The organism is Janthinobacterium sp. Bl 1 (assembly GCF_058215535.1).
In genome coordinates this window covers 4,991,279-5,018,131 of sequence record NZ_CM177086.1, presented here as the reverse complement: position 1 = coordinate 5,018,131, position 26,853 = coordinate 4,991,279, and the positions used below count along the sequence as shown (strand labels likewise).

Sequence of the window (26,853 nt, the reverse complement as noted above, 5' to 3'; positions counted from 1 at the left end):
GGAGAAGCAGGGATATGACCAACGCCGCTGATGATTTCGACGCATTATTCGATGAAGTATCTGCGCAAAGTGCGGCCGCGGCTCAGCCCGCGCCTGCCGCCGCGCCCGCTCCCGCCGTGATTGCGGATGACGATTTCGACGCGCTGTTCGACTCCGTGTCGGCCAGCGCCGCCGTGCCGGCAGCCGCCGCGGCAGAAACGCCAGCCGCGCCGGAAGCGGCGCCCGTGGCCGGCGCCGATGCGCCTGGCGACGCGGCCGATCCCGTCGACCAGTCCGACAAGCCGATGTTCGAGCGCCTGGGCGGCATCGTGCGCCTGCTGCACGATTCGCTGCGCGAACTGGGCTACGACAAGGCGTTGACGGAAGCGTCGTCGCAGATCGTCGACGCCCAGGACCGCCTGGAATACGTCGCCACCCTGACCGAGCAGGCAGCCAACAAGGTTCTGAACACGCTCGACGAAGGCATGCCGGCGCAAGATGTGCTGTCGAAGAAGGCCAAGGACATGGACAGCCGCTGGACGGCCCTGTTCGATGGCAAGCTGAGCCTGGAAGAATTCAAGGCCCTGGCCGGCGATTCGCGCCAGTTCGCGCAAGCCGTTTCCGAAGCAACGGAAGCGGAAAAAGCGCGCTTGCTGGAAATCATGATGGCACAGGACTTCCAGGACATCACGGGCCAGCTGATCAAAAAAGTGGTCAACATCACCAAGACGGTGGAAAACGAACTGGCCCAGCTGCTGCGCGACAACGCGCCGGCCGAGGTGCGCGAGAAACTGGCGCAAAAACCGGTGCCGCTGATGCAGGGCCCGTCCGTGCCGTCGGTGGCGCTGGACCAGGATAATGTAGACGACCTTCTTGCGGATTTGGGATTCTAATGGACGATATGCTCAAGGATTTCGTCGTTGAGGCGATGGATCTTGCGGTTAATGTTGAAGAGCACTTGTTGCGCCTCGAGCGCGATCCTGACAACAAGGAAACACTGAATGCCGTGTTTCGTTCCTTCCACACCATCAAGGGCGGCGCCGGCTTCATGGGCTTGCCCGCGCTGGTGGCGGCCTGCCATCTGACGGAAAACCTGTTCGACGCCTTGCGCACGGGCGCCGCGCCCGTGACCCCGATCGCCATCGAGGCGGCGCTGCAAGCGTCCGGTTTCGTGGCCGACCAGCTGACGGAACTGGCCAATGGCGCCGCGCCGGAAAGCTTGCCGGCCATGCCGGAAGAGCTGGAACATATCCTGACGAACGCCATCGAAGGCAAGGGCATGGATGCGCCTGCGCCAGCCGCCGCCGTGGCGGAAGTGGCCGCGCCTGTTGCCGAGGTTGCCGAAGTTGTTGTGGCCGCGCCAGCCGTTGCCGTTGCCGTTGCCACTGCCGGCGCCGATGGCCTGGACTGGGAAGCCATGTACAACGCCGTCGTGCCCGAGGGTAGCCGGGTCGCTGCCGCGCCCGTGTCCGCCGCCGCTGCGCCTGCCGCCGTGGCCGCCGCCGCACCTGCTGCACCTGCCGCTGCCGCCGCCAAACCGGCCGCCAAGGCCTGGGATGGCGCCGAACGACGCGAAGAGCGTCCGGAAGTACGCCATGCCGCACCGGTCAAGGAAGACAGCATCCGCGTCGACGCCGTCAAGCTCGACGCGCTGCTGGAAGTGGCCGGCGAATCCGTGCAGGCCGCCAACCAGGCTGCCGTGCTGCTCGAGCGCTTGCTGCAATTCAAATTCGAAGGCCAGGCCGCTACTTTGATGGCGACCCTGGCGGAAACCCTGGAACGCGCTTCGCGCTACTCGACGGAACTGCAGCGGGCCACCCTGGCCACGCGCATGCAGCCCGTCGGCCGCCTGTTCCAGAAATTCCCGCGCCTGGTGCGCGAACTGGCGAAAGACCTGGGCAAGGATGTCGAGCTGACCATCGAAGGCGCGGAAACGGAAGTCGACCGCGTCGTCGTGGACAGCCTGTACGATCCGCTCGTGCACATGCTGCGCAACTCGCTCGACCATGGCGTCGAATCGCCGGAAGCGCGCCTGGCCGCCGGCAAGCCCGCCAAATCGTATATTTCGCTGAAAGCATGGCAGGAAGCGAACAGCGTCATGATCGTGCTGCAGGATGATGGCAAGGGCATGGACCCCGTCTTCCTGCGCAGCAAGGCCCAGCAAAAGGGCTTGATCAGCGAAAACGCGCAACTGAGCAACGACGAATGCTTCCAGCTGGTGTTCCTGCCGGGCTTCTCGACCAAGGAAGTCGCCTCCAGCGTTTCCGGGCGCGGCGTGGGCATGGACGTGGTGAAAACGGCCGTGGAGAAAAACCGCGGCGCCATTCACATCGAATCATCGCTGGGCAAGGGCACCAAGTTTGCCATCCGCCTGCCGATCGAATTGTCGATCGTGCCGACCATGCTCGTATCGACCTCGGGCGCCGCGCTGGCGCTGCCGATGGCGGTGGTACAGCGCGTCGTCGAATTGCCGGAAACCTTCATGGAAGTGGGCGGCGCGCCCGTGCTGAAAGACCAGGGCCGTCCATTGCCCGTGCGGTCGCTGGCCGGCTCGCTGGGCTACGAATCGTGCAGCGAGCGCGTCGGCATCGTTGTCGCTGCGCCGCAGCCATACATTCTCGCCGTGGAAGCCGTCGATGGCACGGCCGACCTCGTGATCAAGCCGATGACGGCCATCACCGTGGAAGGCATTACCGGTACGGCCCGTTCGGCCGAAGGCGAGCTGGTGCTGGTCGTGGGTCTGTCGTTCCTGATGGACGGGTGCAGGGGGAGTGTGCGTCTGGCTGCCTAGAAACACCGGCACTGACACCAAGCCCGCTGCAGACCTCTGCAGCGGGCTTTTTTTTCGGCTTTTTTCGATTTTTATTCGCCCCGCCGGCATTTTGGCGGATTTTCGTATCAGCAATTTTTTCGTCATATCTGCAAAGCATGCCAAATTTTGTATCGCCTATCCCACGCTGGAGCGGCTTTTGGTTCTGCATTGCACAATATATGGCATAATCATTGCCGATCCCTTCGATCAGTACGACAGATCACTTACTACAGGCTGTGGCAACGCTGCATAAATCATGATGAAGACGCTTTACGACAAACTCTGGGAATCCCACGTTGTTCGGGCCGAAGATGATGGCACGACAATTTTGTATATCGACCGGCACCTGCTGCACGAAGTCACCAGCCCGCAAGCCTTCGACGGCCTCAGCGTGGCGGGCCGCCAGCCATGGCGCATTTCCGCCAACCTGGCCGTGGCCGACCATAACGTGCCGACCACGAGCCGCGTGGACGGCATTGCCGATCCGGTCTCGCGCCTGCAGGTGGAAACCCTGGACAAGAACGCCAAGCACTACGGCTTGACCTACTTCAACATGAACGACAAGCGCCAGGGCATCGTGCACGTGATCGGCCCTGAACAGGGCGCGACCCTGCCCGGCATGACGGTCGTCTGCGGCGACTCGCACACGTCCACGCACGGCGCCTTCGGCGCGCTGGCGCACGGCATCGGCACGTCCGAAGTGGAACACGTGCTGGCCACGCAGACCTTGCTGCAAAAGAAATCCAAATCCATGCTGGTGCAAGTCGACGGCGCGCTGCCGGCCGGCGTGACGGCCAAGGATATCGTGCTGGCCATCATCGGCAAGATCGGCACGGCCGGCGGCACGGGCTACTGTATCGAGTTCGGCGGCTCGGCCATCCGCGCCCTGTCGATGGAAGGACGCATGACGGTGTGCAACATGGCCATCGAGGCGGGCGCGCGCGCCGGCATCATCGGCGTCGACGACACCACCATCAATTACGTCAAGGGCCGTCCGTTTTCGCCGGCCGGTCCGCACTGGGAACGCGCCGTTGCCTACTGGCGCACCCTGCATTCGGACCCGGGCGCCCGCTTCGACCTCGTCGTCACCCTCAATGCGGCCGAGATCGTGCCGCAAGTGACCTGGGGCACGTCGCCCGAAATGGTGGTCGGCGTCGATGGCCGCGTGCCTGACCCTGACCAGGAAAAAGACAGCGTCAAGCGCGATGCGATGGAAAAGGCGCTCGTCTACATGAACCTCAAGCCGAACACGGCCATCGAAGACATCCGCATCGACAAGGTCTTCATCGGTTCCTGCACCAATTCGCGCATCGAGGATTTGCGCGCGGCCGCCGCCGTGGTGCGCGGCAAGTACCGCGCCTCGAACGTCACCCTGGCGCTGGTCGTGCCCGGTTCCGGACTCGTCAAGGACCTGGCCGAGCGCGAAGGACTGGACCGCATCTTCAAGGATGCCGGTTTCGAATGGCGCGAGCCGGGCTGCTCCATGTGCCTGGCCATGAATGCGGACCGTTTGGAGCCGGGCGAACGCTGCGCTTCCACGTCGAACCGCAACTTCGAAGGTAGGCAAGGGCAGGGCGGCCGTACCCACCTGGTGTCGCCCGCGATGGCGGCGGCGGCGGGCATCGCCGGCCACTTTGTCGACGTGCGGGGATTGCGATGACGGCAGGGACTGGCGCCGCTGGTTTACACTAGCGGTATCAGTCCCATCTTTCTTATCGAGAACTCATCATGAAAAAACTCTTCGCCCTCCTTATCGCCACCGTCATCCTGTCTGGCTGCAACACCGTCTCCGGCATCGGCCGCGATGTGCAGAAAGTCGGCCAGGTTGTCACTGGCGCCGGCGGAAAATAAACCGTGACGTGCGGGCGCACTGCGCCGCGCGTCTTACCGAGTAGAAACAGCATGGATAAATTTACGATTTACGAAGGCCTGGTCGCCCCGCTGGACCGCGCCAACGTCGACACCGACGCGATTATTCCGAAGCAATTCCTGAAATCGATCCACCGCAGCGGTTTCGGCCCCAACCTGTTCGACGAATGGCGCTACCTCGACCATGGCGAGCCGGGCCAGGACAACAGCCGTCGCCCGCTGAACCCCGAGTTCGTGCTCAACGAGCCACGCTACCAGGGCGCTTCGATCTTGCTGACGCGCAAGAACTTCGGCTGCGGCTCCTCGCGCGAACATGCGCCGTGGGCGCTGGATCAATATGGTTTCCGCGCCATCATCGCGCCATCGTTTGCCGACATCTTCTTCAACAACTGCTACAAGAACGGCTTGCTGCCCATCGTGCTGTCGGAAAGCCAGGTCGAGCACCTGTTCAATGAAGTCAAGGCTTTCCCCGGCTACAAGCTGGTGGTGGACCTGGAGCAGCAATGCGTGCGCACCAGCAATGGTTCCGTGTCGTATCCGTTCGAGATCGACGCTTTCCGCAAATATTGCCTGATGAATGGCCTCGACGATATCGGCCTGACCCTGCGCCACGCCGACGATATCCGCGCCTTCGAAGAACGGCATCTCCATAACCAACCGTGGCTCGCCAACGTCATCTAATCGATAAAAATATGAAAATTGCAATCTTACCCGGCGACGGCATCGGTCCTGAAATCGTCGCGCAAGCCGTCAAGGTTTTGCATGTGCTGGGCGAATCGTTCGAACTGGAAACGGCGCCCGTGGGCGGCGCCGGCTATGCGGCCCATGGCCATCCCTTGCCGGAAGCCACCCTGGCGCTGGCGAAAGCGGCCGATGCCGTGCTGTTCGGCGCCGTGGGCGACTACAAATATGACAATCTGGAGCGCCAGTTCCGCCCCGAGCAGGCGATCCTGGGCTTGCGCAAGAACCTGGGCCTGTTCGCCAACCTGCGTCCGGCCATTCTGTATCCGGAACTGGCGGGCGCCTCGACCCTGAAGCCGGAAGTGGTGTCCGGCCTGGATATTTTGATCATCCGTGAATTGACGGGCGACATCTATTTCGGCCAGCCCCGCGGCGTGCGCGAGTGCCCGGACGGTCCGTTCAAGGGCCAGCGCGAAGGCTTCGACACTATGCGCTATGCGGAAGGCGAAATCCGCCGCATCGCCCACGTGGCTTTCCAGGCTGCGCAAAAGCGCGACAAGCGCCTGACCAGCGTGGACAAGGCGAACGTGCTGGAAACCTTCCAGTTCTGGAAAGACATCGTCACCGACGTGCACAAGGAATACCCGGACGTGGCGCTCGACCACATGTACGTCGATAACGCGGCCATGCAGCTGGTGCGGGCGCCGAAGAAATTCGACGTCATGGTGACCGGCAATATGTTCGGCGACATCCTGTCGGATGCGGCCGCCATGCTGACGGGCTCGATCGGCATGCTGCCGTCGGCCTCGCTGGATGCCAACAACAAGGGCTTGTACGAGCCATCGCACGGTTCGGCGCCCGATATCGCGGGCAAGGGCATCGCCAATCCGCTGGCGACGATCTTGTCGGCCGCCATGATGCTGCGCTATTCGCTGAACCGCGAAGAGCAGGCAAACCGTATCGAGGGCGCCGTCAAGCAGGTGCTGGCGCAGGGCTTGCGCACGGCCGACATCCATGAAGCGGGCACGACTTTGGTCGGTACCGAGGCCATGGGTGATGCAGTTGTAAAAGCACTGGGATAAAATAGTCTAATGACGGCAGTCGCCGTCTCATCTTGAGGAATGGTAATGAAATTAGTTGGCTTGGTAGGTTGGCGCGGTATGGTCGGTTCGGTCCTGATGCAACGCATGCAGGAAGAGGGCGATTTCGCCCATATCGAACCGGTGTTTTTCACCACTTCGAACACGGGCGGCTCGGCGCCGGCCATGGCGAAGAATGAAACCATCCTCAAGGATGCCAACAACATCGCCGAACTGTCCAAGTGCGACATCATTATTTCCTGCCAGGGCGGCGACTACACGAGCGCCGTCTTCCCGCAGCTGCGCGCCAGCGGCTGGAATGGGTACTGGATCGATGCGGCCTCGACCTTGCGCATGGAAAAAGACGCCGTCATCGTGCTCGACCCCGTCAACCTGCACGTCATCAAGGATGCGCTGGGCAAGGGCGTCAAGAACTACATCGGCGGCAATTGCACCGTGTCGTGCATGATGATGGGCCTGGGCGGCCTGTTCCAGCACGATTTGATCGACTGGATGACGTCGATGACGTACCAGGCGGCATCGGGCGGCGGCGCGCAGCACATGCGCGAACTGCTGACGCAGTTCGGCACCATCAACGGTTCCGTCAAGGCGCTGCTGGACAACCCCGCATCCGCCATCCTGGAAATCGACCGCCAGGTGCTGGCCACCCAGCACGGCTATTCCCCGGATGAAATCAAGCAATTCGGCGCGCCGCTGGCCGGCAACCTGATCCCATGGATCGACAAGGACCTGGGCAACGGCCAGTCGAAGGAAGAGTGGAAGGCGGGCGCGGAAACGAACAAGATCCTCGGCCGCGGCCTCGATTTCGGCACCAAGGAAATTCCAGTCGACGGTCTGTGCGTGCGCATCGGCGCCATGCGCTGCCATTCGCAAGCCTTGACCATCAAGCTGAAAAAAGACGTTCCGCTCGATGAAATCAACGACATCATCGCCAGCAACAACGAATGGGTGAAATTCGTGCCGAACACGCGCGAAGCGTCCGTGCGCGACCTGTCGCCGGCCGCCGTCACGGGCAGCCTGACGATACCCGTCGGCCGCGTGCGCAAGATGAGCATGGGCGGCGAATACCTGTCCGCGTTCACCGTGGGCGACCAGTTGCTGTGGGGCGCGGCCGAGCCGCTGCGCCGCATGCTGCGCATCCTCTTGGACGCATAACGACCATAAATTGTTGATCAAGATCAAGCCGGGGCTGTTTTCCCGGCTTTTTTTTCGTCCTGAGCCCGTCAAGGCTCAACCATGCGGAGCTTGCATAGCTCTGGGCATGATGATATGTTGATACCTCTGGAAAAGTAACAGTTTTCCCATGTCAACTAAGATGCCGCCAACTATGCCTGTACACACTCGTCCCCGGGTCGCCTCCCTTGCCATTAAAACACTCAGCAGCGCTGTCGCCTGTGCGGTGTTATTGTCACCGGCGGCATCCGCAGCCGAGCTGGGCAAGATTACGGTGCTGTCCGCCGCCGGCCAGCCGCTGCGCGCCGAGGTCGAATTATCGGCCATCAAGCCAGGCGAGGCGTCGAGCTTGCTGGCCAAGCTGGCGCCGCCGGACGCCTACCGCCAGGCCAACGTGGAATTCAATCCCGCGTTGAACGCGCTGACGTTTGCCGTGGAAAACCGCAATGGCAAGCCTTTCATCCGCATCAGCTCGGCGCAGCCGGTGGCCGAGCCCATGGTGGACTTGCTGCTGGAACTGAGCAGCAAGAGCGGACGCCAGGTGCGCGAATATGCGTTCGTGCTTGACACGCCGGAAGCGCGCCAGACGCGCGGCGCGCAAGTGACGGCACCGGCCGAACCGGGCAAAGGCAAGGCGGCCGCTGAAGCTGCCCCAGCCGCGGCGAAAAAACCGGCCGGCGAATACAAGGTCAGGATGGGCGACACCCTGAGCCGCATCGCCAGCGAACTGAAGCCATCGGGCGTGTCGCTCGACATGATGCTCGTGGCCCTGTACCGCGCCAATCCCGACGCCTTCAAGGGCGAAAACATGAACCGCATGCAGGCCGGGCGCATCCTGGCAGTGCCGGGCGCGGACACCGTGCGCGCCACCGGCGCTGCCGAAGCGAAGGGCATCGTGACGGCGCACGCCATCGATTTCGAAGCCTACCGCAACAAGCTGGCAGGCCAGGTGTCGCAAAGCAAGCCGGCCAAGGCGGCGGAAGCGACGCAAAGCACGGCCGGCAAGATCGGCGCGACCAAGGTACAGGAAAAGCCGACGGCCGTGAGCGAGTCGCAAGACAAGCTGAAACTGTCGAAGGCGGAACCGGCGGCCAAGTCGGCCGGCAAGAGCGCGGTGGCCAGCGAGGAAGACAAGATCGCCAAGGCCAAGCAGGTCGATGAAGCGGCTGCCCGCGTCAAAGAGCTGGAAAAGAACGTCAGCGACCTGGAAAAGTTGATGGCGGTCAAGAGCAAAGCCATGGCCGACAAGAGCGCCCCGGCGCCCGCCAAACCGGCCGAGGTCGCCGTCAGCGCACCGGTTGTTGCCAGCGTGCCAGCCGAAGCCCAGCCTCCCGTGCCCAAAGCGAAGCCGGTGCCGCTGGTGAAAAAACCGTCGCCGCTGGAACCGACCATCACCGACAAGATCAATGACCACCTGGGCGCCATCGGCATCGGCCTGGCTGCATTGCTGGCGGCCGTGGCCGCGCTGGTGGTCGCGCGTCGCCGCAAGGATGCGCCGCCGCCGCCCGAAGATATCGCGCCCGTGGTCGAACCGGAAGCGCCCGTGGCGTCGCCGTCCGGCCTGGCGCCGGAAGACCAGCAGTCCGAAGCGAGCAACCACCTGTTCGGTACGGGCGCCGCCGCTGCCGGCGTGGCTACCGCGGTGGGCGCCAGCATGCTCGACGCGAATGAAACGGACCCGGTCGCGGAAGCGGACGTGTATATCGCTTACGGCCGCGATGGCCAGGCGGAAGATATCCTCAAGGAAGCCTTGCGCATCCACCCGGAACGCCATGCCGCCCGCCTGAAGCTGCTGGAAATCTATTCGGCACGCAACGACGTGCGCGCGTTTGAAGACCAGGCCAGCGAGCTGTACAGCCTGACCCGGGGGCAGGGCGAAGAGTGGCCGCAGGCGGCCGCGCTGGGCCTGGCGCTCGATCCCACCAATCCCCTGTATGGCGATACGGAAGATGACGCCGTCGTCAGCCTGAGCAAGGCTGCCGGCGACGACGTGCATGGCCAGAGCATGGATTTGCCCGACGAGCCGCCAGCACCGCAGGCCAATCTGGCGCCGGCCGAGCCGGTGTCTTCCGTGGCGGCCCGCGATGCGCGCGATCCCCTCGATTTCGACCTCGACAGCCTCGATTTCGAACCCGTCTCCACCAGCGACCCGATCGTCATGCCGGGACCGGACAGCAAGCCGGTCTCCGCCGCGCAGGATGCGCAGTATGACGCCAGCATGGATTTCGGCCTGGACCTGGAACCGCCAGCCGGTCCCGTCAATGGCGTGGGCGCCGGCTTGACGCCGTTGCCTGATCCGTTGAAGGATGTCGACCTGGCCCATTTCGACCTCGACGAGCCCGTGGCGCCGGCTGCCGCGCCGGTCGCGGCGGCCGAGCCTTCCATCGACAGCCTGTTCGACGACGCGCAAACGCCTGCGACCTTGCCGGAAGCCATACCGCCGGCACAGGAGTTCGACCTGTCCGGCATCGACCTGGACCTCAACGACGGCAAGACGGCCAGCGTGGGCGTGGACGACCCGCTGTCGGCCATCCACATGGAAATGGATACCAAGCTGGACCTGGCGATCGCCTATCAGGAAATCGGCGACAAGGAAGGCGCGCGCGAGCTGATCGATGAGGTCATCAAGGGTGGTAGCGAAGAGCAGGTTGCGAAAGCCAATACCATGCGTGCGCTGTTGAGCTAGCAGTGCCCGTCGGTGCGGCAGGCTGCCGCGCCGGTATAATGTTTCGATGCAAAATATTACGACAGCAACGCCATTGAAGCGTATCGTCCTCGGCCTGCAGTATGACGGCACGGCCTGGCACGGATACCAGAAGCAAGAAGACGGGCAAACGGTGCAGGACCAGCTGGAAAACGCGCTGGAGCAGTTTGCCCGCGTGCGCCTGGCCACCACGTGCGCCGGCCGCACGGATACGGGCGTGCATGCGCTCGAGCAAGTCGTGCACTTCGATACGGAATTGAACCGCGACGTGCACTCGTGGGTGCGCGGCGTCAACGCCTTCCTGCCGAAATCCATCGCCGTGCGCTGGGCCAGGGAACTCGAAGGCGATCCGACGGTCAACGATTTCTTCCACGCCCGCTTCAGCGCCCGTGCGCGCACCTATCATTATGTGTTGTACAACAACGCCACCCGTTCGCCGCTGGTGGAAGGGCGCGCCGGCTTCTTTTTCCGTCCGCTGGACGTGGAACTGATGCGCCAGGCCGTGCAGCCGCTCTTGGGCTGGCACGATTTCACGGCCTTCCGCGCCGCGCAATGCCAGGCCAAGTCGCCCGTTAAGCTCATGCATGACATCCGCATCGAGCGGCGCGGCGATTGCGTCATTTTCACGATTACGGCCAATGCCTTCCTGCACCACATGGTGCGCAATCTGGTCGGTTCGCTCGTCTACATCGGCACGGGGCGCGAAAAGCCGGAATGGCTCGGGCATTTGCTGGAAAGCAAGGATCGTCACGCGGCCGCACCCACCTTCATGCCGGACGGCCTGTACCTGGCGCAGATCGATTACGATCCGAAATGGGCATTGCCGCAAGACAGCAGCAGCGCCTTGCCCTGGTTCTGACGTTTTACTTCAAGCAATAACTTCAAGGAAAAGCCATGCCACGCACACGCATCAAGATCTGCGGCCTGACCAGAGTCGAAGACATCCACGCTGTCGTGGCGGCGGGCGCCGACGCCATCGGCTTCGTGTTTTATCCGCAGAGTCCCCGCTATGTGACGCCCGAACAGGCAGCTGCCCTGATCGCGACCATGCCGCCCTACGTGACGGCGGTGGGCCTGTTCGTCAATGCCAGCGTGGACGAGGTGCGGGCGACCAGGGCCGTTGCGCCCTTATCGATGCTGCAATTCCATGGCGACGAGACGCCCGAACACAGCGCCGCGCTGGCCGCGGCCGTGAATACGCCGTTTACGCAAGTGTTCCGCGTCAAACCCGACACCAGCTTTGAAGATTTGCTAGAATACGAACAGCGCTATCGCGCCGCCAGTCCCTTGTTTGCCAGCCTCTTGCTGGACACCTATGTGGATGCCTATGGCGGTGCAGGAAAGGTATTTGATTGGTCCCTCATTCCAAAAGAACTCGCGCCTCGGGTCGTTTTAAGTGGTGGCTTGAGCGTACAAAACGCGACTGACGCAGTGGTGCGCGTGCGCCCTTACGCCGTCGACATCAGCAGTGGTGTCGAAGCGTCCAAGGGCATCAAGGACGCATCCCGAGTCCGCGCGTTTATCGCCGCGGTGCAGGATGCCGATGCCATCATTGCCAGAGGAAACAACCATGAATGACCACACCACAGCGCCCGGCGCAGCCGCCGCATTGTTCCACGCCACCGATTACCCGTTTCCCGACCTGCGCGGCCACTTCGGCCCCTACGGCGGCTCCTTTGTTGCCGAAACGCTCACGCATGCGCTGGCCGAGCTGAAAGACGCCTACGCGCGCTACAGCGCCGACCCGGAATTCCTCGAAGAATTCCGCTACGAGCTCAAGCACTTCGTCGGCCGTCCGTCGCCGATCTACCACGCCAAGCGCTGGTCCGAGCTGGCCGGCGGCGCGCAGATCTATTTCAAGCGCGAAGACTTGAACCACACGGGTGCGCACAAGATCAACAACGTGATCGGCCAGGCCCTGCTGGCCAAGCGCATGGGCAAGCCGCGCATCATCGCCGAGACGGGCGCCGGACAGCATGGCGTGGCCACGGCCACCATCTGCGCCCGCTTCGGCCTCGAATGCGTGGTCTACATGGGCAGCGAAGACGTCAAGCGCCAGGCGCAGAACGTGTACCGGATGAAACTGCTGGGCGCGACCGTCGTGCCCGTCGAATCGGGCTCCAAGACCCTCAAGGATGCGCTGAACGAAGCCATGCGCGACTGGGTCACCAACATTGAAAACACCTTTTACATCATCGGCACCGTGGCCGGTCCCCATCCGTATCCGATGATGGTGCGCGACTTCCAGTCCGTGATCGGCGAGGAATGCTTGGTGCAGATGCCGGAAATGACGGGCCGCCAGCCTGACTACGTGCTGGCCTGCATCGGCGGCGGCTCGAACGCCATGGGCATCTTTTACCCGTACATCGACCAGAAAGATGTAAAACTGATCGGCGTGGAAGCGGCCGGCGAAGGCCTCGATACGGGCAAGCACTCGGCCTCGCTGACGGCAGGCTTCCCGGGTGTTCTGCATGGCAACCGCACCTATCTGCTACAGGATGAAAACGGCCAGATCATCGAGACGCATTCCGTCTCGGCCGGCCTCGACTATCCGGGCGTGGGACCGGAACATGCGTGGCTGAAAGACTCGGGCCGCGCGCAATACGTGTCGATCACCGATGACGAAGCGCTGCAGGCTTTCCACGACTGCTGTCATATTGAAGGCATCATCCCGGCCCTGGAATCGTCGCACGCGCTGGCCTACGCGGCCAAGCTGGCGGCCACCTTGCCGAAAGACCAGATCGTGCTGGCCAACCTGTCGGGCCGTGGCGACAAGGACATGCATACCGTGGCGGAACGCATGGGATTGAATTTCAGTTAAATAACTGACAACCCCAGTATTGCGTAGGTCGGATTAGCGCGCAAGCGCGTAATCCGACACTCTCCACCGATAAAGAAAGCATCCCATGTCCCGTATCGCCACCACCTTCGCCACTTTAAAATCGAACAACAAGACCGGCCTGGTCACCTTCATCACCGCCGGCGACCCCGGCCCCGACGCCACCGTGCCGCTGATGCACGCGCTCGTCGAGGGCGGCGCCGATGTGCTGGAACTGGGCGTGCCGTTTTCCGACCCCATGGCCGAAGGCCCCGTCATCCAGCGCGCCTGCGAACGGGCCCTGAAATTCAATGTCGGCATCCACGACGTGTTCGGCTATGTGCGCCAGTTCCGCGAGACGAACCAGACGACGCCCGTGGTGCTGATGGGCTATGCGAACCCCATCGAGCGCATCGGCAGCGCCGCGTTCATTGCAGCGGCACAAGCGGCCGGCGCCGACGGCGCCATCGTCGTCGATTATCCGCCGGAAGAGTGCGAGGAATTTGCCGGCGCCATGCGCGAAGCTGGCCTCGACCTGATTTTCCTGCTGGCACCGACTTCGACGGAAGAGCGCATCGCGCAAGTGGCCAAGGTCGGCGGCGGCTTCAGCTATTATGTGTCGCTCAAGGGCGTCACGGGCGCCGGCAACATTGATACGGAACAGGTGGCCGAGCGCCTCGCCGCCATCCGCCAGCATGTAAAATTACCTATCGGCGTGGGCTTCGGCATCCGCGATGGCGCCACGGCCAAGGCCGTTGCCAAGGTGGCCGATGCCGTAGTGATCGGCAGCCGCATCATCCAGGAAATTGAAAATGCCCCGGAGGGCGGCGCCGTCGACGCCGTGCGCAGCTTCACGGCAGGCATCCGCGCCGCACTGGACGCCTGAGCAAGCTTGCTGTTTACGCAAGATGCGTTGGCGGCAAAGTTCGACAGCCCGGCGATAAACGGCTACACTTCGGCCACTGATTTGCCTGTAATTGTGCAATAGATAAAATTTCTGGTGGCGCCCTATGGGGGTGTCGCCGTTTACCGTCTGCCGGGGGCGTCCACCGACGCTACCCCTACAAGGGCCCAAGGAGAAAATATGAGTTGGTTGGAAAAACTGCTGCCACCGCGCATCCAGCGTTCTGATGCTGCCGCGCGCAAGACCATGCCGGAAGGCCTGTGGGTCAAGTGCCCGTCGTGCGAAGCCGTGCTGTACCGTACGGACCTGGAATCGAATCTGCACGTGTGCCCGAAATGCGACCATCACATGCGCATCCGCGCGCGTGAACGCCTCGACAGCCTGCTCGACGCGGGCGGCCGCTATGAAATCGGCCAGGAAATCCTGCCCGTCGATACCTTGAAATTCAAGGACAGCAAGAAATACCCGGACCGCCTGAAGTCCGCCATGGAAGCGACGGGCGAGACGGATGCGATGGTCGTCATGGGCGGCGCCATCATGAGCCTGCCGGTGGTCGTGGCGTGCTTCGAATTCGAATTCATGGGCGGCTCCATGGGCTCCGTCGTGGGCGAGCGCTTCGTGCGCGGTGCGCAAATCGCGCTGGAACAGAAAGTGCCGTTCATTTGCATCACCGCCACCGGTGGCGCGCGCATGCAGGAAGGCTTGCTGTCCCTGATGCAGATGGCAAAAACCACGGCCATGCTGACCAAGCTGTCCGAAAAGAAATTGCCATTCATCAGCGTGCTGACCGACCCGACCATGGGCGGCGTGTCCGCCTCGTTCGCCTTCATGGGCGACGTCGTGATCGCCGAACCGAAAGCGCTGATCGGCTTTGCCGGCCCGCGCGTGATTGAAAACACCGTGCGAGAAAAACTGCCGGAAGGCTTCCAGCGCGCCGAGTTCCTCGTCACCAAGGGCGCCGTCGACATGATCGTCGACCGCCGCAAGATGCGCGAAGAAATCGCCCGTCTGCTGGCCTTGTTGCAAAACCAGGCTGTGGAAGTCCTGGCGTAACGCCAAAGTATCAGGCCGGGCGGTGTCCTGCGGACCCGCCCGGTTGCCACGCAACACCGTCTCCGCGCCTCGCGCACTGTCTCCTCATCAAGAAGTCTCCCATGCAAAACCTCCCCACCACCTTGCCGGACTGGCTCGCCATGCTGGAAACCCGCCATTCGGAAACCCAGATCAACATGGGCCTGGACCGCGTGCAAGCCGTCAAGGCGCGCATGCAGCTGGCTTTTACTTGCCCCGTGATCATGGTGGCGGGCACGAATGGCAAGGGTTCCACCTGTGCCATGCTGGAATCGGTACTGTTGCGTGCCGGCTACAAAGTGGGGCTGTACATCAAGCCGCATTTTCTCGATTTTAACGAACGCGCCCGCGTGCTGGGCGAGATGGCCAGCGATGAGCAGATTGTCGCCAGCTTCAATGCCGTTGAAGCCGTGCGCGGCGACACGCCGCTCACGTATTTCGAATTCACCACCCTGGCGATTTTGCACCTGCTGTCGCAGGCGAAGCTGGACGTGGCCATCCTGGAAGTGGGCCTGGGCGGGCGCCTCGACGCCGTCAACGTGATCGACGCGGATGTCGCCATCGTCACCAGCGTCGATATCGACCACACGGATTACCTGGGCGACACGCGCGAAGCGATCGGCTTTGAAAAGGCCGGCATCTTCCGTCCTGGCAAGGCGGCCATCTGCAGCGACCCCGTGCCGCCGCAATCGTTGATCGACCATGCCGAAGCCATCGGCGCCGACCTGTGGCTGATGGGCCGCGATTTCAATTATTCGGGCGACAAGCAGCAGTGGAACTACGGCGGACGCGAGCAGCGCCGCAATTCGCTCGCGTATCCAAGCTTGCGCGGCGCCAACCAGATCCTCAATGCGACGGCCGTGCTGGCCGCGCTGGAAGTGCTGAAGCTGAAACTGCCAGTGGGCGCGCAGGAAGTGCGCACGGGCCTCGTGACGGTGGAACTGCCGGGCCGCTTCCAGGTCTTGCCTGGCCGCCCCAGCGTGATCCTCGACGTGGCGCACAATCCCCACGCGGCGTCGGCGCTGAACCAGAACCTCGGCAATATGGGTTTCCACCCGTACACCTATGCCGTGTTTGGCTCCATGCAGGACAAGGATATCGATGGCGTATTGGCCGCGATGAGCGAACACGTCGACCACTGGTGCCTGACGGGATTGCCTTCGCCGCGCGCGGCCACGGCTTCGGAGCTGGCCGCCAAGGTGCAGATCATGCTCGAAGATAAGCCCGACAGCAGCGAACATACTGTGTCTATTTTCGATGATCCGGCACAAGCTTTTGCAAATGCAATGAGCCGGGCCGGTGAGAATGATAGAATTGTGGTCTTTGGTTCTTTCCTCACCGTTGCCGGCGTGATGAAGGCCCGAAAATCCTCACTTCACTGAAACGCACTCGACTGAAAATCACGCATGGGCTTGTTCTCGAAACTGTTTAAAAACAAGCAAGAATCCTCTGGCGAAGACAGCGGCTTTTATGTCCCTGGCGAAGCACAGTCGCCGACCCGCAAGCGCGCAGCCAACACCGCCGGTGGCGGCGGATCGCGCCGTGGCGGCAAGGAAGCGCCGGACCCGGTCTTGCCTGAAAAAAAGCGCGCACGCCGCCGCCTGGTCGGGGCCATTGCCCTGGCCCTGGGCGTGGCTGTCGGCTTGCCGATGCTGCTCGACTCCGAGCCGAAGGCGCCGTTCAACGATATCGCCATCGACATTCCGTCGAAGGAAAAGGCCGTCGCGCCTGCACCGGCGCCCGTGCCGGCTGTCCCGGCCCAGGCCGCATCGAATGGCCTGGACCAGTCCGAGGAAATCGTCGACGCGCCGTTGCCGCCTGCGGCCAAGCCGACTCCTGCACCGACACCGGCGCCCGTGCTGGCGGCCGCCCAGCCTGCACCGGTCAAGCCGACCTATGTGGAACCGAAACCCGAGCCCAAGCCTGAACCGAAGCCGGTCAAGGTGGAGCCGAAACCTGAACCGAAACACGAAACCAAGCCCGAGCCGAAACACGAGTCCAAGCCCGAACCCAAGCCTGAGCCCAAGCATGAAGTAAAGCCGGAAACCAAGCCCGAGCCGAAGCCTGCCAAGCCGGCGCAATCGGCTGACGATGCCGCGCGCGCGCTGGCGATTCTGGAAGGCAAGCCGCAAGAGAAAGCACAGGAAAAGGCGCATGACGCGGGCAGCGGCAAGTTCGTGGTGCAGGTAGCGGCCCTGGCGACGCAGGACAAGGTCGACGAATTGCAGGACAAGCTGCGCGATGCGGGCATCAAGTCGTACACGCAGAAAGTCTCGAGCCCGGCGGGCGAGCGCATCCGCGTGCGCGTGGGGCCATTCGGCAGCCGCGAAGACGCTGAAAAGACCCGCGCCAAGCTGCAAAAGCTGGGCCTGGGCGGCAGCCTGGTACCGGCGTGATGTTGCAAGGCTGAACGCGCGTGACGATCTTCGATTACCTGGTGCTGTTCGTGCTGGTGACGTCCGTGCTGATCAGCATGATGCGTGGCCTGGTCAAGGAAATACTGTCATTGGTCAGCTGGATCGTGGCGTTCGTCATTGCCAATGCGTATGGCGCCACCCTGGCGAAATTCCTGCCGGAAGCCGTGCCTGGCGAAGCCATCCGTTTGTTGCTGGCTTTCGTCGTGCTGTTCATCGGCGTGCGCATTTTGATGGGATTGCTGTCCATGACGGTCGACGCGCTCGTCAAGGTGACGGGCCTGAGCCTGGCTGACCGCACCCTGGGCACCCTGTTCGGCGTGGCGCGGGGTCTTGTGATCGTGCTGACCGCCGTCATCTTGTGTGGCATGACGTCCATACCGCAGCAGCCATTCTGGAAAAACGCGCAGTTCAGCCCGCTCGCGGAGCAGGGCGCGCGCGCCATCAAGCCTTATCTGCCTGCCGCTTACGCGCAGCATGTGAAATTTTGAATTTTTTTAAAATCAGTAGCACAGTTTAGGAGCACACCATGTGTGGCATCGTCGGCGTCGTTTCCCATCAACCTGTCAATCAATTGCTCTATGATGCATTGTTGCTCCTGCAACATCGCGGTCAGGACGCGGCAGGGATTGCGACCAATCACAGCAGTATGTTTTCCATGCACAAAGCCAACGGCCTCGTGCGTGACGTCTTCCGTACGCGCAACATGCGTTCGCTGCAAGGCACAACGGGCATCGGCCATTGCCGCTACCCGACGGCCGGTTCGTCGAGCGAAGAGGAAGCACAACCGTTCTATGTGAATGCGCCGTTCGGCATCACCCTGGCGCACAATGGCAACCTGACCAACTGGGAACAGTTGAAGCTGGAAATGTTCAAGAACGACCGCCGCCACATCAATACCGATTCCGATTCGGAAGTGCTGCTCAACGTGCTGGCGCATGAAATCCAGGAAGCGACGACGGGCCTGAACCTGGACCCGGAAGCCATCTTCAAGGCCGTTACCGTGCTGAACCGCCGCGTCAAGGGCGGTTACGCCGCCGTTGCGCAAATCGCCGGCGTGGGCTTGCTGGCCTTCCGCGACCCGCACGGCATCCGTCCGCTGTGCCTGGGCATCAATGAAACGGAGCAGGGGCCCGAATACCTGATCGCTTCCGAATCCGTAGCCCTGGAAGGCATGGGCTTCCGCTTCGTGCGCGACATCGGTCCCGGCGAAGCCGTCTTCATCGATGCCGACAAGAAATTGCACAGCGCCCAGTGCGCCGATAATGCCAGCCTGAACCCGTGCGTGTTCGAATTCGTCTATCTGGCCCGTCCCGACTCCGTCATCGACGGCGCTTCCGTGTACGCCACGCGCCTGAAAATGGGCGAATACCTGGCCGAGAAGATCCGCGCCGAATTGCCAGGCGTGCATATCGACGTGGTCATGCCGATTCCCGATTCCTCGCGTCCGGCCGCCATCCAGCTGGCCATGGCGTTGAACATCGAGTACCGCGAAGGCTTCATCAAGAACCGCTACATCGGCCGTACCTTCATCATGCCGGGCCAGGCGGCACGCAAGAAATCCGTGCGCCAGAAGCTCAACGCGATCCCGTCCGAATTCAAGGATAAAGTGGTGCTGCTGGTCGACGATTCCATCGTGCGCGGCACCACCAGCCGTGAAATCGTGCAGATGGCGCGTGAAGCGGGCGCGACGAAGGTCATCTTCGCCTCGGCCGCGCCACCGGTGATCTACCCGAACGTGTACGGCATCGACATGCCGACGCGCGACGAGCTGATCGCCTACGGCCGCACGACGGAAGAAGTGTGCCGCGAAATCACGGCCGACTACCTCGTGTACCAGGATATCGGCGCGCTGAAGCAGGCGATCGCCGACGTCAACCCGGCCTTGACGAACTTCGAGGCATCGTGCTTCGATGGCGTGTACGTGACGGGCGACGTGTCGCAGGAATACCTGGACCGCCTGGAATATGCGCGCCACCATCCGAAGGCGGCAGCGCCCGAAGATACGCCGCGTTCCCAGCTGAACCTGAACCTCGCTACTACCGAGGCTTGATACTGGGCCCGGCTATTGCCGGGCTTTTTTTGGGGTCAGACCCGTCGGGGGCATGCGCGCCAGTGGTGCGCATTCCGATCCCGGAGGGACTGACCCCAGCACTTGCCTTGGGTTAAGCGGCAAGACGAGTATTTGGAACTTCCACCATGACCAACAAAAAAACCTACGGCTTCACCACCACCATCCTGCACAACGACCGCCGCAAGGGTATCGAACACGGCTCGCTGCACAAGCCCGTGCATACTTCCGTTGCCTTCGGTTACGCCGATGCGCGCCAGCTCGCGTCCGTGTTCCAGGGCAAGGAGCCGGGCTTCCGTTATGGCCGCCAAGGCAACCCGACCGTCTCCGCGCTGGAAGACAAGGTCAACAAGATGGAAGACGCCGTGGCGACTTTGTGCTTCGCCACCGGCATGGGCGCCATCGGCGCCGTGGTGCAATCGTTGCTGCGCGCGGGCGACCATGTCGTGTCGTCGGCCTTTTTGTTTGGCAACACCAACAGCCTGTGGCAAACAGTGACGGGGCAGGGCATCGGCGTGTCGTTCGTCGACGCCACCGATGTAGCCAATGTGGCCGCGGCCATCACGCCGGCCACGCGCATCGTGTTTGTGGAAACCATCGCCAATCCGCGCACGCAAATCGCTGACCTGAAGAAAATCGGCGACTTGTGCCATGAGAAGGGCATCTTGTACATCGTCGACAACACGATGACGACGCCATATCTGTTCCGCCCGAAAGCCGTGGGCGCGGGCCTGGTGGTCAATGCCTTGACGAAATCCATCGGCGGCCACGGCAATGCCCTGGGCGGCAGCTTGACGGACACGGGCGTGTTCGACTGGACGCAGTATCCGAACATTTTCGAGAACTACAAGAAGGCGGCGCCCGCGCAGTGGGGCATCGCGCAAATCCGTGCCAAGGCTTTGCGCGACTTCGGCGCCTCGCTGGGGCCGGAAGCTGCGCATCATATCGCCGTCGGCGCGGAAACCATGGCCTTGCGCATGGATCGCACCTGCTCGAACGCTTTGGCGCTGGCCACCATGCTGCAGGCGGATCCAAGAGTGGCGGCCGTGCATTATCCTGGCCTGGCGTCGCACCCGCAGCATGCGCTGGCCACCGACTTGTTCCGCAGCTATGGCTCGTTGTTCAGCTTTGAGCTGAAAGATGGCATCGACTGCTTCGATTTCCTCAATCGTCTCAATCTTGCCATTCCCGCCAGCAACCTCGGCGACACGCGCACCCTGGTCATTCCCGTCGCCCACACGATTTTCTACGAGATGGGTGCCGAGCGCCGCGCCAGCATGGGCATCGCCGAATCGCTGATCCGCGTGTCCGTCGGTATTGAGGACGAGGCGGATCTGCTTGAGGATTTCCGAGGAGCGTTGGAGGGCTGAGAGCGGTGTTGGTGATTAGGCCATGTGCCAGTTGTGAGGCAAACTAAAAACTGGGGTCAGACCCGGCGGGTCTGACCCCAGCATGCAGTTTAATGCCAGCTGCGCATCAAGCCTACCGCCAAACCTTCCAGGGCGAATTCATCTTCCGGTGACACGGTGATCACCTTGAAGTCCGGATTTTCCGGCAGCAGTTCGATGACGGAGCCCGTCTTCTTGTAGCGCTTGACGGTGACTTCGTCGCCGATGCGGGCGACGACGATCTGGCCATTCTTGGCGCTGTCGACCTTTTTCACGGCCAGCAAGTCGCCATCCATGATGCCGGCGTCGCGCATGGACCAGCCGCGCACCTTCAGCAGGAAGTCGGGTTTGGCCGAGAACAGGGCCGGGTCGACGTTGTAGCTCGCTTCCAGGTTTTCCTGGGCCAGGATGGGCGAGCCTGCCGCCACCCGGCCGATCAGGGGCAGCGACATCAGCAGGGCTGCCGGCACTTTCGACGGCGGCGCTTCGGCGGCCGCACCGATCAGGCGGATGCCGCGCGAGGTGCCGGGCGAAATCTCGATCGCGCCCTTGCGGGCCAGGGCCTGCAAATGCTCTTCGGCCGCATTGGCCGATTTGAAACCCAGTTCATTGGCGATTTCGGCACGGGTGGGAGGAAAGCCCGTGTTTTCAATCGCGTCCTTGATCAGGTTCAGGATTTGTTCTTGTCGTGCTGTCAGCTTGATCATGAGCGGTGGGTGCATACTAAAATGCTGTCTATATGAACAGTCTGTATTTTTGTACAGTATCGCCCACTATGCAAGGGGATTTCCGTGTTTTGGGCGAATTTCGCAAGAAATACTTGTCCGCGGCCGGAAAGCACGGCGGCGCACGGGCTTTTCAGGCGCTTGTGGAAGGAATGATTGAAACGTTTGCAAAAGACGGTTATAATCTTCGGCTGACCTTCCCACACCCGTCTTGACGCCGGGGTGGGCGATTATCAATCCGACCTGAAGGAGTTTGCATGCGTCATTATGAAATAGTCTTTATCGTCCATCCGGACCAAAGCGAGCAAGTGCCCGCGATGATCGAACGCTACAAAGCCAGCGTAACCACCCGCGGCGGTTCGGTTCACCGCGTGGAAGATTGGGGCCGCCGTCAAATGGCTTACTCGATCCAAAAGCTGCCTAAAGCACACTACATCTGCCTGAACATCGAATGCGACAACGAGACCCTGGTCGAGTTGGAAACAGCATTCAAATTCAATGATGCCGTGTTGCGTCACCTGACCGTTAAAATGAAGAAAGCTGAAACAGCTCCTTCGCCGATGATGAAATCGGTACAACGCGAAGACGCGGCCAAAAGCCACCGCACCGAAGCACCAGCAGCCGCTCCAGCCGCAGCAGCAGCAGCTTAATTCTTGACCAGGATCGTGCGCTGAACCAGCTACAAGTAACCGCCATCATTGCCGAGCGCGAAATATTGCGCTATACCCCGGCAGGGCTGCCGATTGTGAATGCAGTATTGCAACACAGTTCGCAGCAGATGGAAGCAGGGATTGCCCGTTTGACCGAGTTTGATGTTGCAGCGCTAGCCGCTGGCGAAATCTCAGGCAGGTTCAGTCAGGCAAGCTTGGGCGGGGTGTATCAGTTCACGGGTTTCCTGGCCAGGAAGAGCCGCAACAGCAAGAGTTTGGTGTTTCACATCATTGATTTTAGTGCAGTCACCCCGACTAGCGCATTTTAGATACAGGAGCCTGACATGGCATTCGGTAAAAAGTTCGACAAAAATAAGCTCAAGCTTAAAGAAAAACGCAAACAGCAAAACCCGTTGTTCAAACGCAAGAAGTTCTGCCGCTTCACCGCAGCTCACGTTGAGCAAGTCGACTACAAAGACGTTGACACGCTGAAAGACTTCGTCCAAGAAAACGGCAAGATCATGCCAGCACGCCTGACCGGTACCAAAGCGCACTACCAGCGCCAAGTTGACACCGCAATCAAGCGCGCTCGCTTCCTCGCGCTGCTGCCATACACCGATCTGCACCACGCTTAATCGGTCAGATATTCCTGGAGAAGAACTATGCAAATCATTCTGTTAGAAAAAGTTGTTAACGTCGGTAACCTCGGCGAAGTCGTCAAAGTCAAAGACGGTTACGCACGTAACTTCCTGATCCCGCAACGCCTGGCACGTCGTGCTACGGCAACCGCTGTGGCTGAATTCGAAGTCAAGCGCGCCGAACTGGAAAAAGCTGCTGCCGCCAAACTGGCCGCATCGCAAGCCCAGGGCGAAAAACTGAGCGGCCTGACCGTTCAAGTTGCTCAAAAAGCTGGTGTTGATGGCCGTCTGTTCGGTTCCGTCACCAACTTCGACATCGCTGAAGCGCTGACCAAGCAAGGTTTTGCTGTTGAAAAAGCACAAATCCGCATGCCTACCGGCCCGCTGAAGATCGTTGGCGAGCACAACGTTTCGGTTGCTCTGCACACCGACGTGGTCGTGGAAGTTGTTATCGCTGTCGTTCCAGACGCGAACGCGTAATTGTCTGCGGGCCTGGCCCGCAAGCATTGCCGCACTATGAAAAGCCGGGTTCGCCCGGCTTTTTTGTGGCCTTTTTTTCGCTCAATTTCAGCCCTTTATTTTTGCCATCACGCCGAAGCGGGTATAATTCGCGCCATGAACGCCCCCTCTGATCCGCAACTGGATTCCCTCCGTATTCCGCCGCATTCGATCGAAGCAGAACAATCCGTCATCGGTGGTCTGCTGCGCGACAATGCCGCATATGACCGCATCGCCGACTTCATGCATGCGGAGGATTTCTATCGCTATGACCATCGCATCATCTTCGAGCAAATCGTCAAGATGGTTAACGCTTCCAAGCCAGCCGATGTCATTACTGTTTTTGAAACCCTGACCCAGCTCGGCAAGGCCGATGACGTGGGCGGACTCGCTTACCTGAACGCCATGGCGCAAAACACGCCATCGGCCGCGAACATCCGGCGTTACGCCGAGATCGTGCGCGACCGCGGCGTGCTGCGCAAGCTCATCACCGTCGCCGACGATATCTCCGGTACGGCCTTCAGCCCGCAAGGCAAGGAAGTCAAGCAGATGCTTGACGAGGCCGAATCGAAGATTTTCGCCATCGCCGAAGAAGGCGCGCGCGGCGCCCAGGGCTGGACCGCCATCCAGCCCCTGCTGACGCAGGTGGTCGAACGCATCGACGAACTGTACAGCCGCGACAACCAGAGTGAAATCACGGGCGTGCCCACCGGTTTCATCGACCTCGACCGCATGACCTCCGGTCTGCAGCCGGGCGACCTGGTAATCGTGGCGGGCCGTCCTTCGATGGGCAAGACGGCGTTTTCCGTCAACATCGGCGAAAACGTGGCCATCGACAGCGGCTTGCCCGTGGCCGTGTTCTCGATGGAGATGGGCGGCGCCCAGCTGGCCATGCGTATGCTCGGCTCCGTCGGACAGCTCGACCAGCACCGTTTGCGTACTGGCCGCCTGAACGACGAAGACTGGCCGCGCCTGACGAACGCCATTCAAAAGATGAACGACGCGCAGTTGTACATCGATGAAACGCCAGCGCTCAATTCCATCGAATTGCGCGCCCGCTCGCGCCGCTTGTCGCGTCAATGCGGCAAGCTGGGCCTGATCATCGTCGATTACTTGCAACTGATGTCGGCCAATACGCCGGGCGACAACCGCGCCACGGAGATTTCCGAGATTTCGCGGGGCTTGAAAGGCCTGGCGAAAGAACTTGGTTGCCCCGTGATCGCGCTGTCCCAGCTGAACCGCTCGCTGGAACAACGCCCGAACAAACGTCCTGTCATGTCCGACTTGCGCGAATCGGGCGCTATTGAGCAGGATGCCGACGTGATCCTGTTCATTTACCGCGACGAGGTGTATAACCCCGACTCGCCAGACAAGGGAACGGCCGAGATCATCATCGGTAAACAACGTAACGGTCCAATCGGCAGCATCCGCCTCACCTTCATGGGGCAGTACACCAAATTTGGCAATTACAGTGGTGGCCTGGCGCTTTACCAAGGCGACTAAGACTCAGCAGCACTGGCACCCCATCGCTGCCCCCTCTTGCGGGGCGGCTTTCTGTAGTAAATAACACGACTCAATGCTTAACGGAGAATGACATGTTTGGACGCTTGATGCCCACTGAGGGCAAGTTTTTTGAATTGTTTAACCAGCACGCGGAACTGTGCGTCAAGGGCGCCAAAGAGATGCTCGGCCTGATGACCAATTTCGACGACCTGGAAAACCGCGTGCATGCGATCGAGAGCATCGAGAAACAGGCGGACAAAGTCACCTACGCCACCGTGGAAATGCTGCACAAGACCTTCATCACGCCGATCGACCGCGATGACATCCATCAGCTGATCACGCGCCAGGACGACATCCTCGACCTTCTGGAAGATGCGGCGCAAACCGTCTCGCTGTACGACCTGAAGGCCGTCACGCCGGAAGCCAAGCGCCTGGCCGAACTGGTGCTGGCCTGTACCGAAAAAGTGCGCGATGCCGTCGCCATGCTGCATAACATGGACAACTCGCGCAAGATCGTCGCCATCTGCGAAGAGATCGACCGCCTGGAGTCGGATGCCGACCACGTGATGCGCGCCGCCATGTCCAAGCTGTTCCGCGACGAACCGGACGTGCGCAACCTGATCAAGCTGAAAGCGATCTACGAAATTCTGGAAACCGTGACCGACCGTTGCGAAGATGTGTCCAATATTATCGAAGGCATCATCGTCGAAAACGCGTAAGCGTTGGGCCTGTCCTGAACCAGAATCAGAAAAGAAACTATAATGACCATACAAATCAGCATCTACGTGCTAGGCCTGTTGATCGTCCTGGCGCTGCTGTTTGACTTCATGAACGGCTTCCACGATGCCGCCAACGCGATTGCCACGGTGGTCTCGACGGGCGTATTGAAACCGCAGACCGCGGTTGCCATGGCTGCCACGTTCAACTTTGTCGCCATCTTCGTGTTCCACCAGCTGACCGTGGCCGCCACGGTAGGCAAGGGCACCATCGATCCGGCAGTGATCGACCAGTACGTGATCTTCGGCGCGCTGATGGGCGCCATCTTCTGGAATTTGTTTACCTGGTACTACGGCATTCCATCGTCGTCCTCGCACGCCCTGATTGGCGGCCTGGTGGGCGCAGCTGTCGCCAAGTCCGGCACGGGTGCGCTGGTCGCGGCCGGCCTGTGGAAAACCGTCGCCTTCATCGTCATCGCACCGGTACTGGGCTTCGTGTTCGGCTCCATCATGATGCTGATCGTGTCATGGATATTCGTGCGTTCGACGCCGCGCAAGGTCGACAAGTGGTTCCGCCGTCTGCAACTGGTCTCGGCGGCCGCCTACAGTCTGGGCCACGGCGGCAACGATGCGCAAAAAACCATCGGCATCATCTGGATGCTGCTGATCGCCGCTGGCTACTCCAGTTCGGCCGACGCCATGCCGCCGATGTGGGTCATCATCTCGTGCTATACGGCCATCAGCTTTGGCACCCTGTTCGGTGGCTGGCGCATCGTCAAGACCATGGGCCAGAAGATCACCAAGCTCAAACCGGTCGGCGGCTTCTGCGCCGAAACGGGCGGCGCGATCACCCTGTTCGTCTCGACGGCGCTGGGTATTCCCGTGTCGACCACGCACACCATCACGGGCGCCATCGTCGGCGTCGGCTCGTCGCAGAAGATGTCGGCCGTGCGCTGGGGCGTGGCAGGCAATATCGTCTGGGCCTGGATCTTCACGATTCCTGCCTCCGCGTTTGTTGCAGCAGTCGCTTGGTGGATTGGCCACCACATCATGTAAGGCGCCTCTGCAAACCTACTGCGCAGCCCACTATCGAATCTCCGTTGCTCACTGTACTAAAGTACAGCTCCGCTACTCAATCC

The 26,853-nt window shown here is 61.5% G+C and carries 26 protein-coding genes; 25 read left to right on the top strand and 1 reads right to left on the bottom strand.

Annotated elements, in window-relative coordinates; genetic code table 11:
- The first annotated feature begins 14 nt into the window (after positions 1-14).
- From AC4BCN_RS22615 to AC4BCN_RS22530, 18 genes are all read left to right on the top strand, one after another.
- Positions 15-872 (top strand): protein phosphatase CheZ, encoded by an 858-nt coding sequence (locus AC4BCN_RS22615; RefSeq protein ID WP_139091569.1) that lies wholly within the window; start codon positions 15-17, stop codon positions 870-872.
- On the top strand, positions 872-2,770 hold the full coding sequence (locus tag AC4BCN_RS22610) for a chemotaxis protein CheA (RefSeq protein ID WP_490491796.1): 1,899 nt from the start codon (positions 872-874) through the stop codon (positions 2,768-2,770). The genes AC4BCN_RS22615 and AC4BCN_RS22610 overlap by 1 nt, the downstream gene beginning before the upstream one ends.
- A gap of 277 nt (positions 2,771-3,047) precedes the next feature.
- Positions 3,048-4,451, top strand: coding sequence for a 3-isopropylmalate dehydratase large subunit (gene leuC, locus AC4BCN_RS22605; RefSeq protein WP_072452451.1), 1,404 nt, complete (start codon positions 3,048-3,050; stop codon positions 4,449-4,451).
- A 68-nt stretch (positions 4,452-4,519) separates the two neighbouring features.
- On the top strand, positions 4,520-4,642 hold the full coding sequence (locus AC4BCN_RS22600) for an entericidin A/B family lipoprotein (RefSeq protein WP_010400408.1): 123 nt from the start codon (positions 4,520-4,522) through the stop codon (positions 4,640-4,642).
- 51 nt (positions 4,643-4,693) lie between these two features.
- A complete protein-coding gene (gene leuD, locus AC4BCN_RS22595; protein ID WP_058049067.1) occupies positions 4,694-5,341 on the top strand; it encodes a 3-isopropylmalate dehydratase small subunit in 648 nt (215 codons plus the stop codon).
- A gap of 11 nt (positions 5,342-5,352) precedes the next feature.
- On the top strand, positions 5,353-6,423 hold the full coding sequence (gene leuB / locus AC4BCN_RS22590) for a 3-isopropylmalate dehydrogenase (protein ID WP_034750539.1): 1,071 nt from the start codon (positions 5,353-5,355) through the stop codon (positions 6,421-6,423).
- Positions 6,424-6,468: 45 nt separating this feature from the next.
- Positions 6,469-7,596 carry an aspartate-semialdehyde dehydrogenase gene (gene asd, locus AC4BCN_RS22585; RefSeq protein ID WP_072452459.1) on the top strand — a complete coding sequence of 376 codons (1,128 nt, stop codon included), beginning with the start codon at positions 6,469-6,471 and terminating at the stop codon, positions 7,594-7,596.
- Between the two features lie 244 nt (positions 7,597-7,840).
- Positions 7,841-10,300 carry a motility hub landmark protein FimV gene (locus tag AC4BCN_RS22580; protein WP_338679415.1) on the top strand — a complete coding sequence of 820 codons (2,460 nt, stop codon included), beginning with the start codon at positions 7,841-7,843 and terminating at the stop codon, positions 10,298-10,300.
- A gap of 73 nt (positions 10,301-10,373) precedes the next feature.
- Entirely contained in the window at positions 10,374-11,177 is an 804-nt protein-coding gene (truA, locus tag AC4BCN_RS22575; RefSeq protein ID WP_034750899.1) for a tRNA pseudouridine(38-40) synthase TruA, read from the top strand.
- A gap of 35 nt (positions 11,178-11,212) precedes the next feature.
- The gene (locus tag AC4BCN_RS22570) at positions 11,213-11,896 is read left to right on the top strand and encodes a phosphoribosylanthranilate isomerase (protein WP_070303556.1); all 684 of its coding nucleotides are present in this window, start codon (positions 11,213-11,215) and stop codon (positions 11,894-11,896) included.
- Positions 11,889-13,139 carry a tryptophan synthase subunit beta gene (gene trpB, locus AC4BCN_RS22565; RefSeq protein ID WP_034750528.1) on the top strand — a complete coding sequence of 417 codons (1,251 nt, stop codon included), beginning with the start codon at positions 11,889-11,891 and terminating at the stop codon, positions 13,137-13,139. Before AC4BCN_RS22570 ends, trpB begins: the two co-directional genes overlap by 8 nt.
- Positions 13,140-13,224: 85 nt before the next feature.
- On the top strand, positions 13,225-14,022 hold the full coding sequence (gene trpA / locus AC4BCN_RS22560; RefSeq protein WP_070303557.1) for a tryptophan synthase subunit alpha: 798 nt from the start codon (positions 13,225-13,227) through the stop codon (positions 14,020-14,022).
- 198 nt (positions 14,023-14,220) lie between these two features.
- The gene (accD, locus tag AC4BCN_RS22555; RefSeq protein WP_010400390.1) at positions 14,221-15,093 is read left to right on the top strand and encodes an acetyl-CoA carboxylase, carboxyltransferase subunit beta; all 873 of its coding nucleotides are present in this window, start codon (positions 14,221-14,223) and stop codon (positions 15,091-15,093) included.
- A gap of 101 nt (positions 15,094-15,194) precedes the next feature.
- Entirely contained in the window at positions 15,195-16,493 is a 1,299-nt protein-coding gene (gene folC / locus AC4BCN_RS22550) for a bifunctional tetrahydrofolate synthase/dihydrofolate synthase (protein WP_034750518.1), read from the top strand.
- 24 nt (positions 16,494-16,517) lie between these two features.
- Positions 16,518-17,507 (top strand): SPOR domain-containing protein, encoded by a 990-nt coding sequence (locus tag AC4BCN_RS22545; RefSeq protein WP_338679414.1) that lies wholly within the window; start codon positions 16,518-16,520, stop codon positions 17,505-17,507.
- Positions 17,508-17,527: 20 nt separating this feature from the next.
- Positions 17,528-18,016 carry a CvpA family protein gene (locus AC4BCN_RS22540; RefSeq protein ID WP_034750511.1) on the top strand — a complete coding sequence of 163 codons (489 nt, stop codon included), beginning with the start codon at positions 17,528-17,530 and terminating at the stop codon, positions 18,014-18,016.
- Between the two features lie 38 nt (positions 18,017-18,054).
- Entirely contained in the window at positions 18,055-19,578 is a 1,524-nt protein-coding gene (gene purF / locus AC4BCN_RS22535) for an amidophosphoribosyltransferase (RefSeq protein WP_034750508.1), read from the top strand.
- A gap of 146 nt (positions 19,579-19,724) precedes the next feature.
- A complete protein-coding gene (locus tag AC4BCN_RS22530) occupies positions 19,725-20,966 on the top strand; it encodes a cystathionine gamma-synthase family protein (RefSeq protein ID WP_338679413.1) in 1,242 nt (413 codons plus the stop codon).
- Positions 20,967-21,055: 89 nt separating this feature from the next.
- Here AC4BCN_RS22530 and lexA read toward each other — a convergent pair whose 3' ends face one another.
- On the bottom strand, positions 21,056-21,691 hold the full coding sequence (gene lexA / locus AC4BCN_RS22525; protein WP_034750502.1) for a transcriptional repressor LexA: 636 nt from the start codon (positions 21,689-21,691) through the stop codon (positions 21,056-21,058).
- Between the two features lie 275 nt (positions 21,692-21,966).
- Here lexA and rpsF point away from each other — a divergent pair, with 275 nt between their 5' ends.
- From rpsF to AC4BCN_RS22490, 7 genes are all read left to right on the top strand, one after another.
- Positions 21,967-22,359: a 30S ribosomal protein S6 gene (rpsF, locus tag AC4BCN_RS22520; RefSeq protein WP_058049076.1), complete on the top strand. Its 393-nt coding sequence runs from the start codon at positions 21,967-21,969 to the stop codon at positions 22,357-22,359.
- A gap of 20 nt (positions 22,360-22,379) precedes the next feature.
- On the top strand, positions 22,380-22,688 hold the full coding sequence (priB, locus tag AC4BCN_RS22515; RefSeq protein ID WP_071322552.1) for a primosomal replication protein N: 309 nt from the start codon (positions 22,380-22,382) through the stop codon (positions 22,686-22,688).
- A 15-nt stretch (positions 22,689-22,703) separates the two neighbouring features.
- Positions 22,704-22,994, top strand: coding sequence for a 30S ribosomal protein S18 (gene rpsR / locus AC4BCN_RS22510; RefSeq protein WP_010400024.1), 291 nt, complete (start codon positions 22,704-22,706; stop codon positions 22,992-22,994).
- Positions 22,995-23,021: 27 nt separating this feature from the next.
- Positions 23,022-23,477 (top strand): 50S ribosomal protein L9, encoded by a 456-nt coding sequence (gene rplI / locus AC4BCN_RS22505; protein WP_034783456.1) that lies wholly within the window; start codon positions 23,022-23,024, stop codon positions 23,475-23,477.
- A 135-nt stretch (positions 23,478-23,612) separates the two neighbouring features.
- The gene (locus AC4BCN_RS22500) at positions 23,613-24,998 is read left to right on the top strand and encodes a replicative DNA helicase (RefSeq protein WP_034750488.1); all 1,386 of its coding nucleotides are present in this window, start codon (positions 23,613-23,615) and stop codon (positions 24,996-24,998) included.
- 92 nt (positions 24,999-25,090) lie between these two features.
- Positions 25,091-25,717, top strand: coding sequence for a DUF47 domain-containing protein (locus tag AC4BCN_RS22495; protein ID WP_010400015.1), 627 nt, complete (start codon positions 25,091-25,093; stop codon positions 25,715-25,717).
- A 39-nt stretch (positions 25,718-25,756) separates the two neighbouring features.
- Complete coding sequence (locus AC4BCN_RS22490) at positions 25,757-26,770, top strand: inorganic phosphate transporter (RefSeq protein ID WP_034750483.1); 1,014 nt, start codon at positions 25,757-25,759, stop codon at positions 26,768-26,770.
- Positions 26,771-26,853 lie beyond the last annotated feature (83 nt).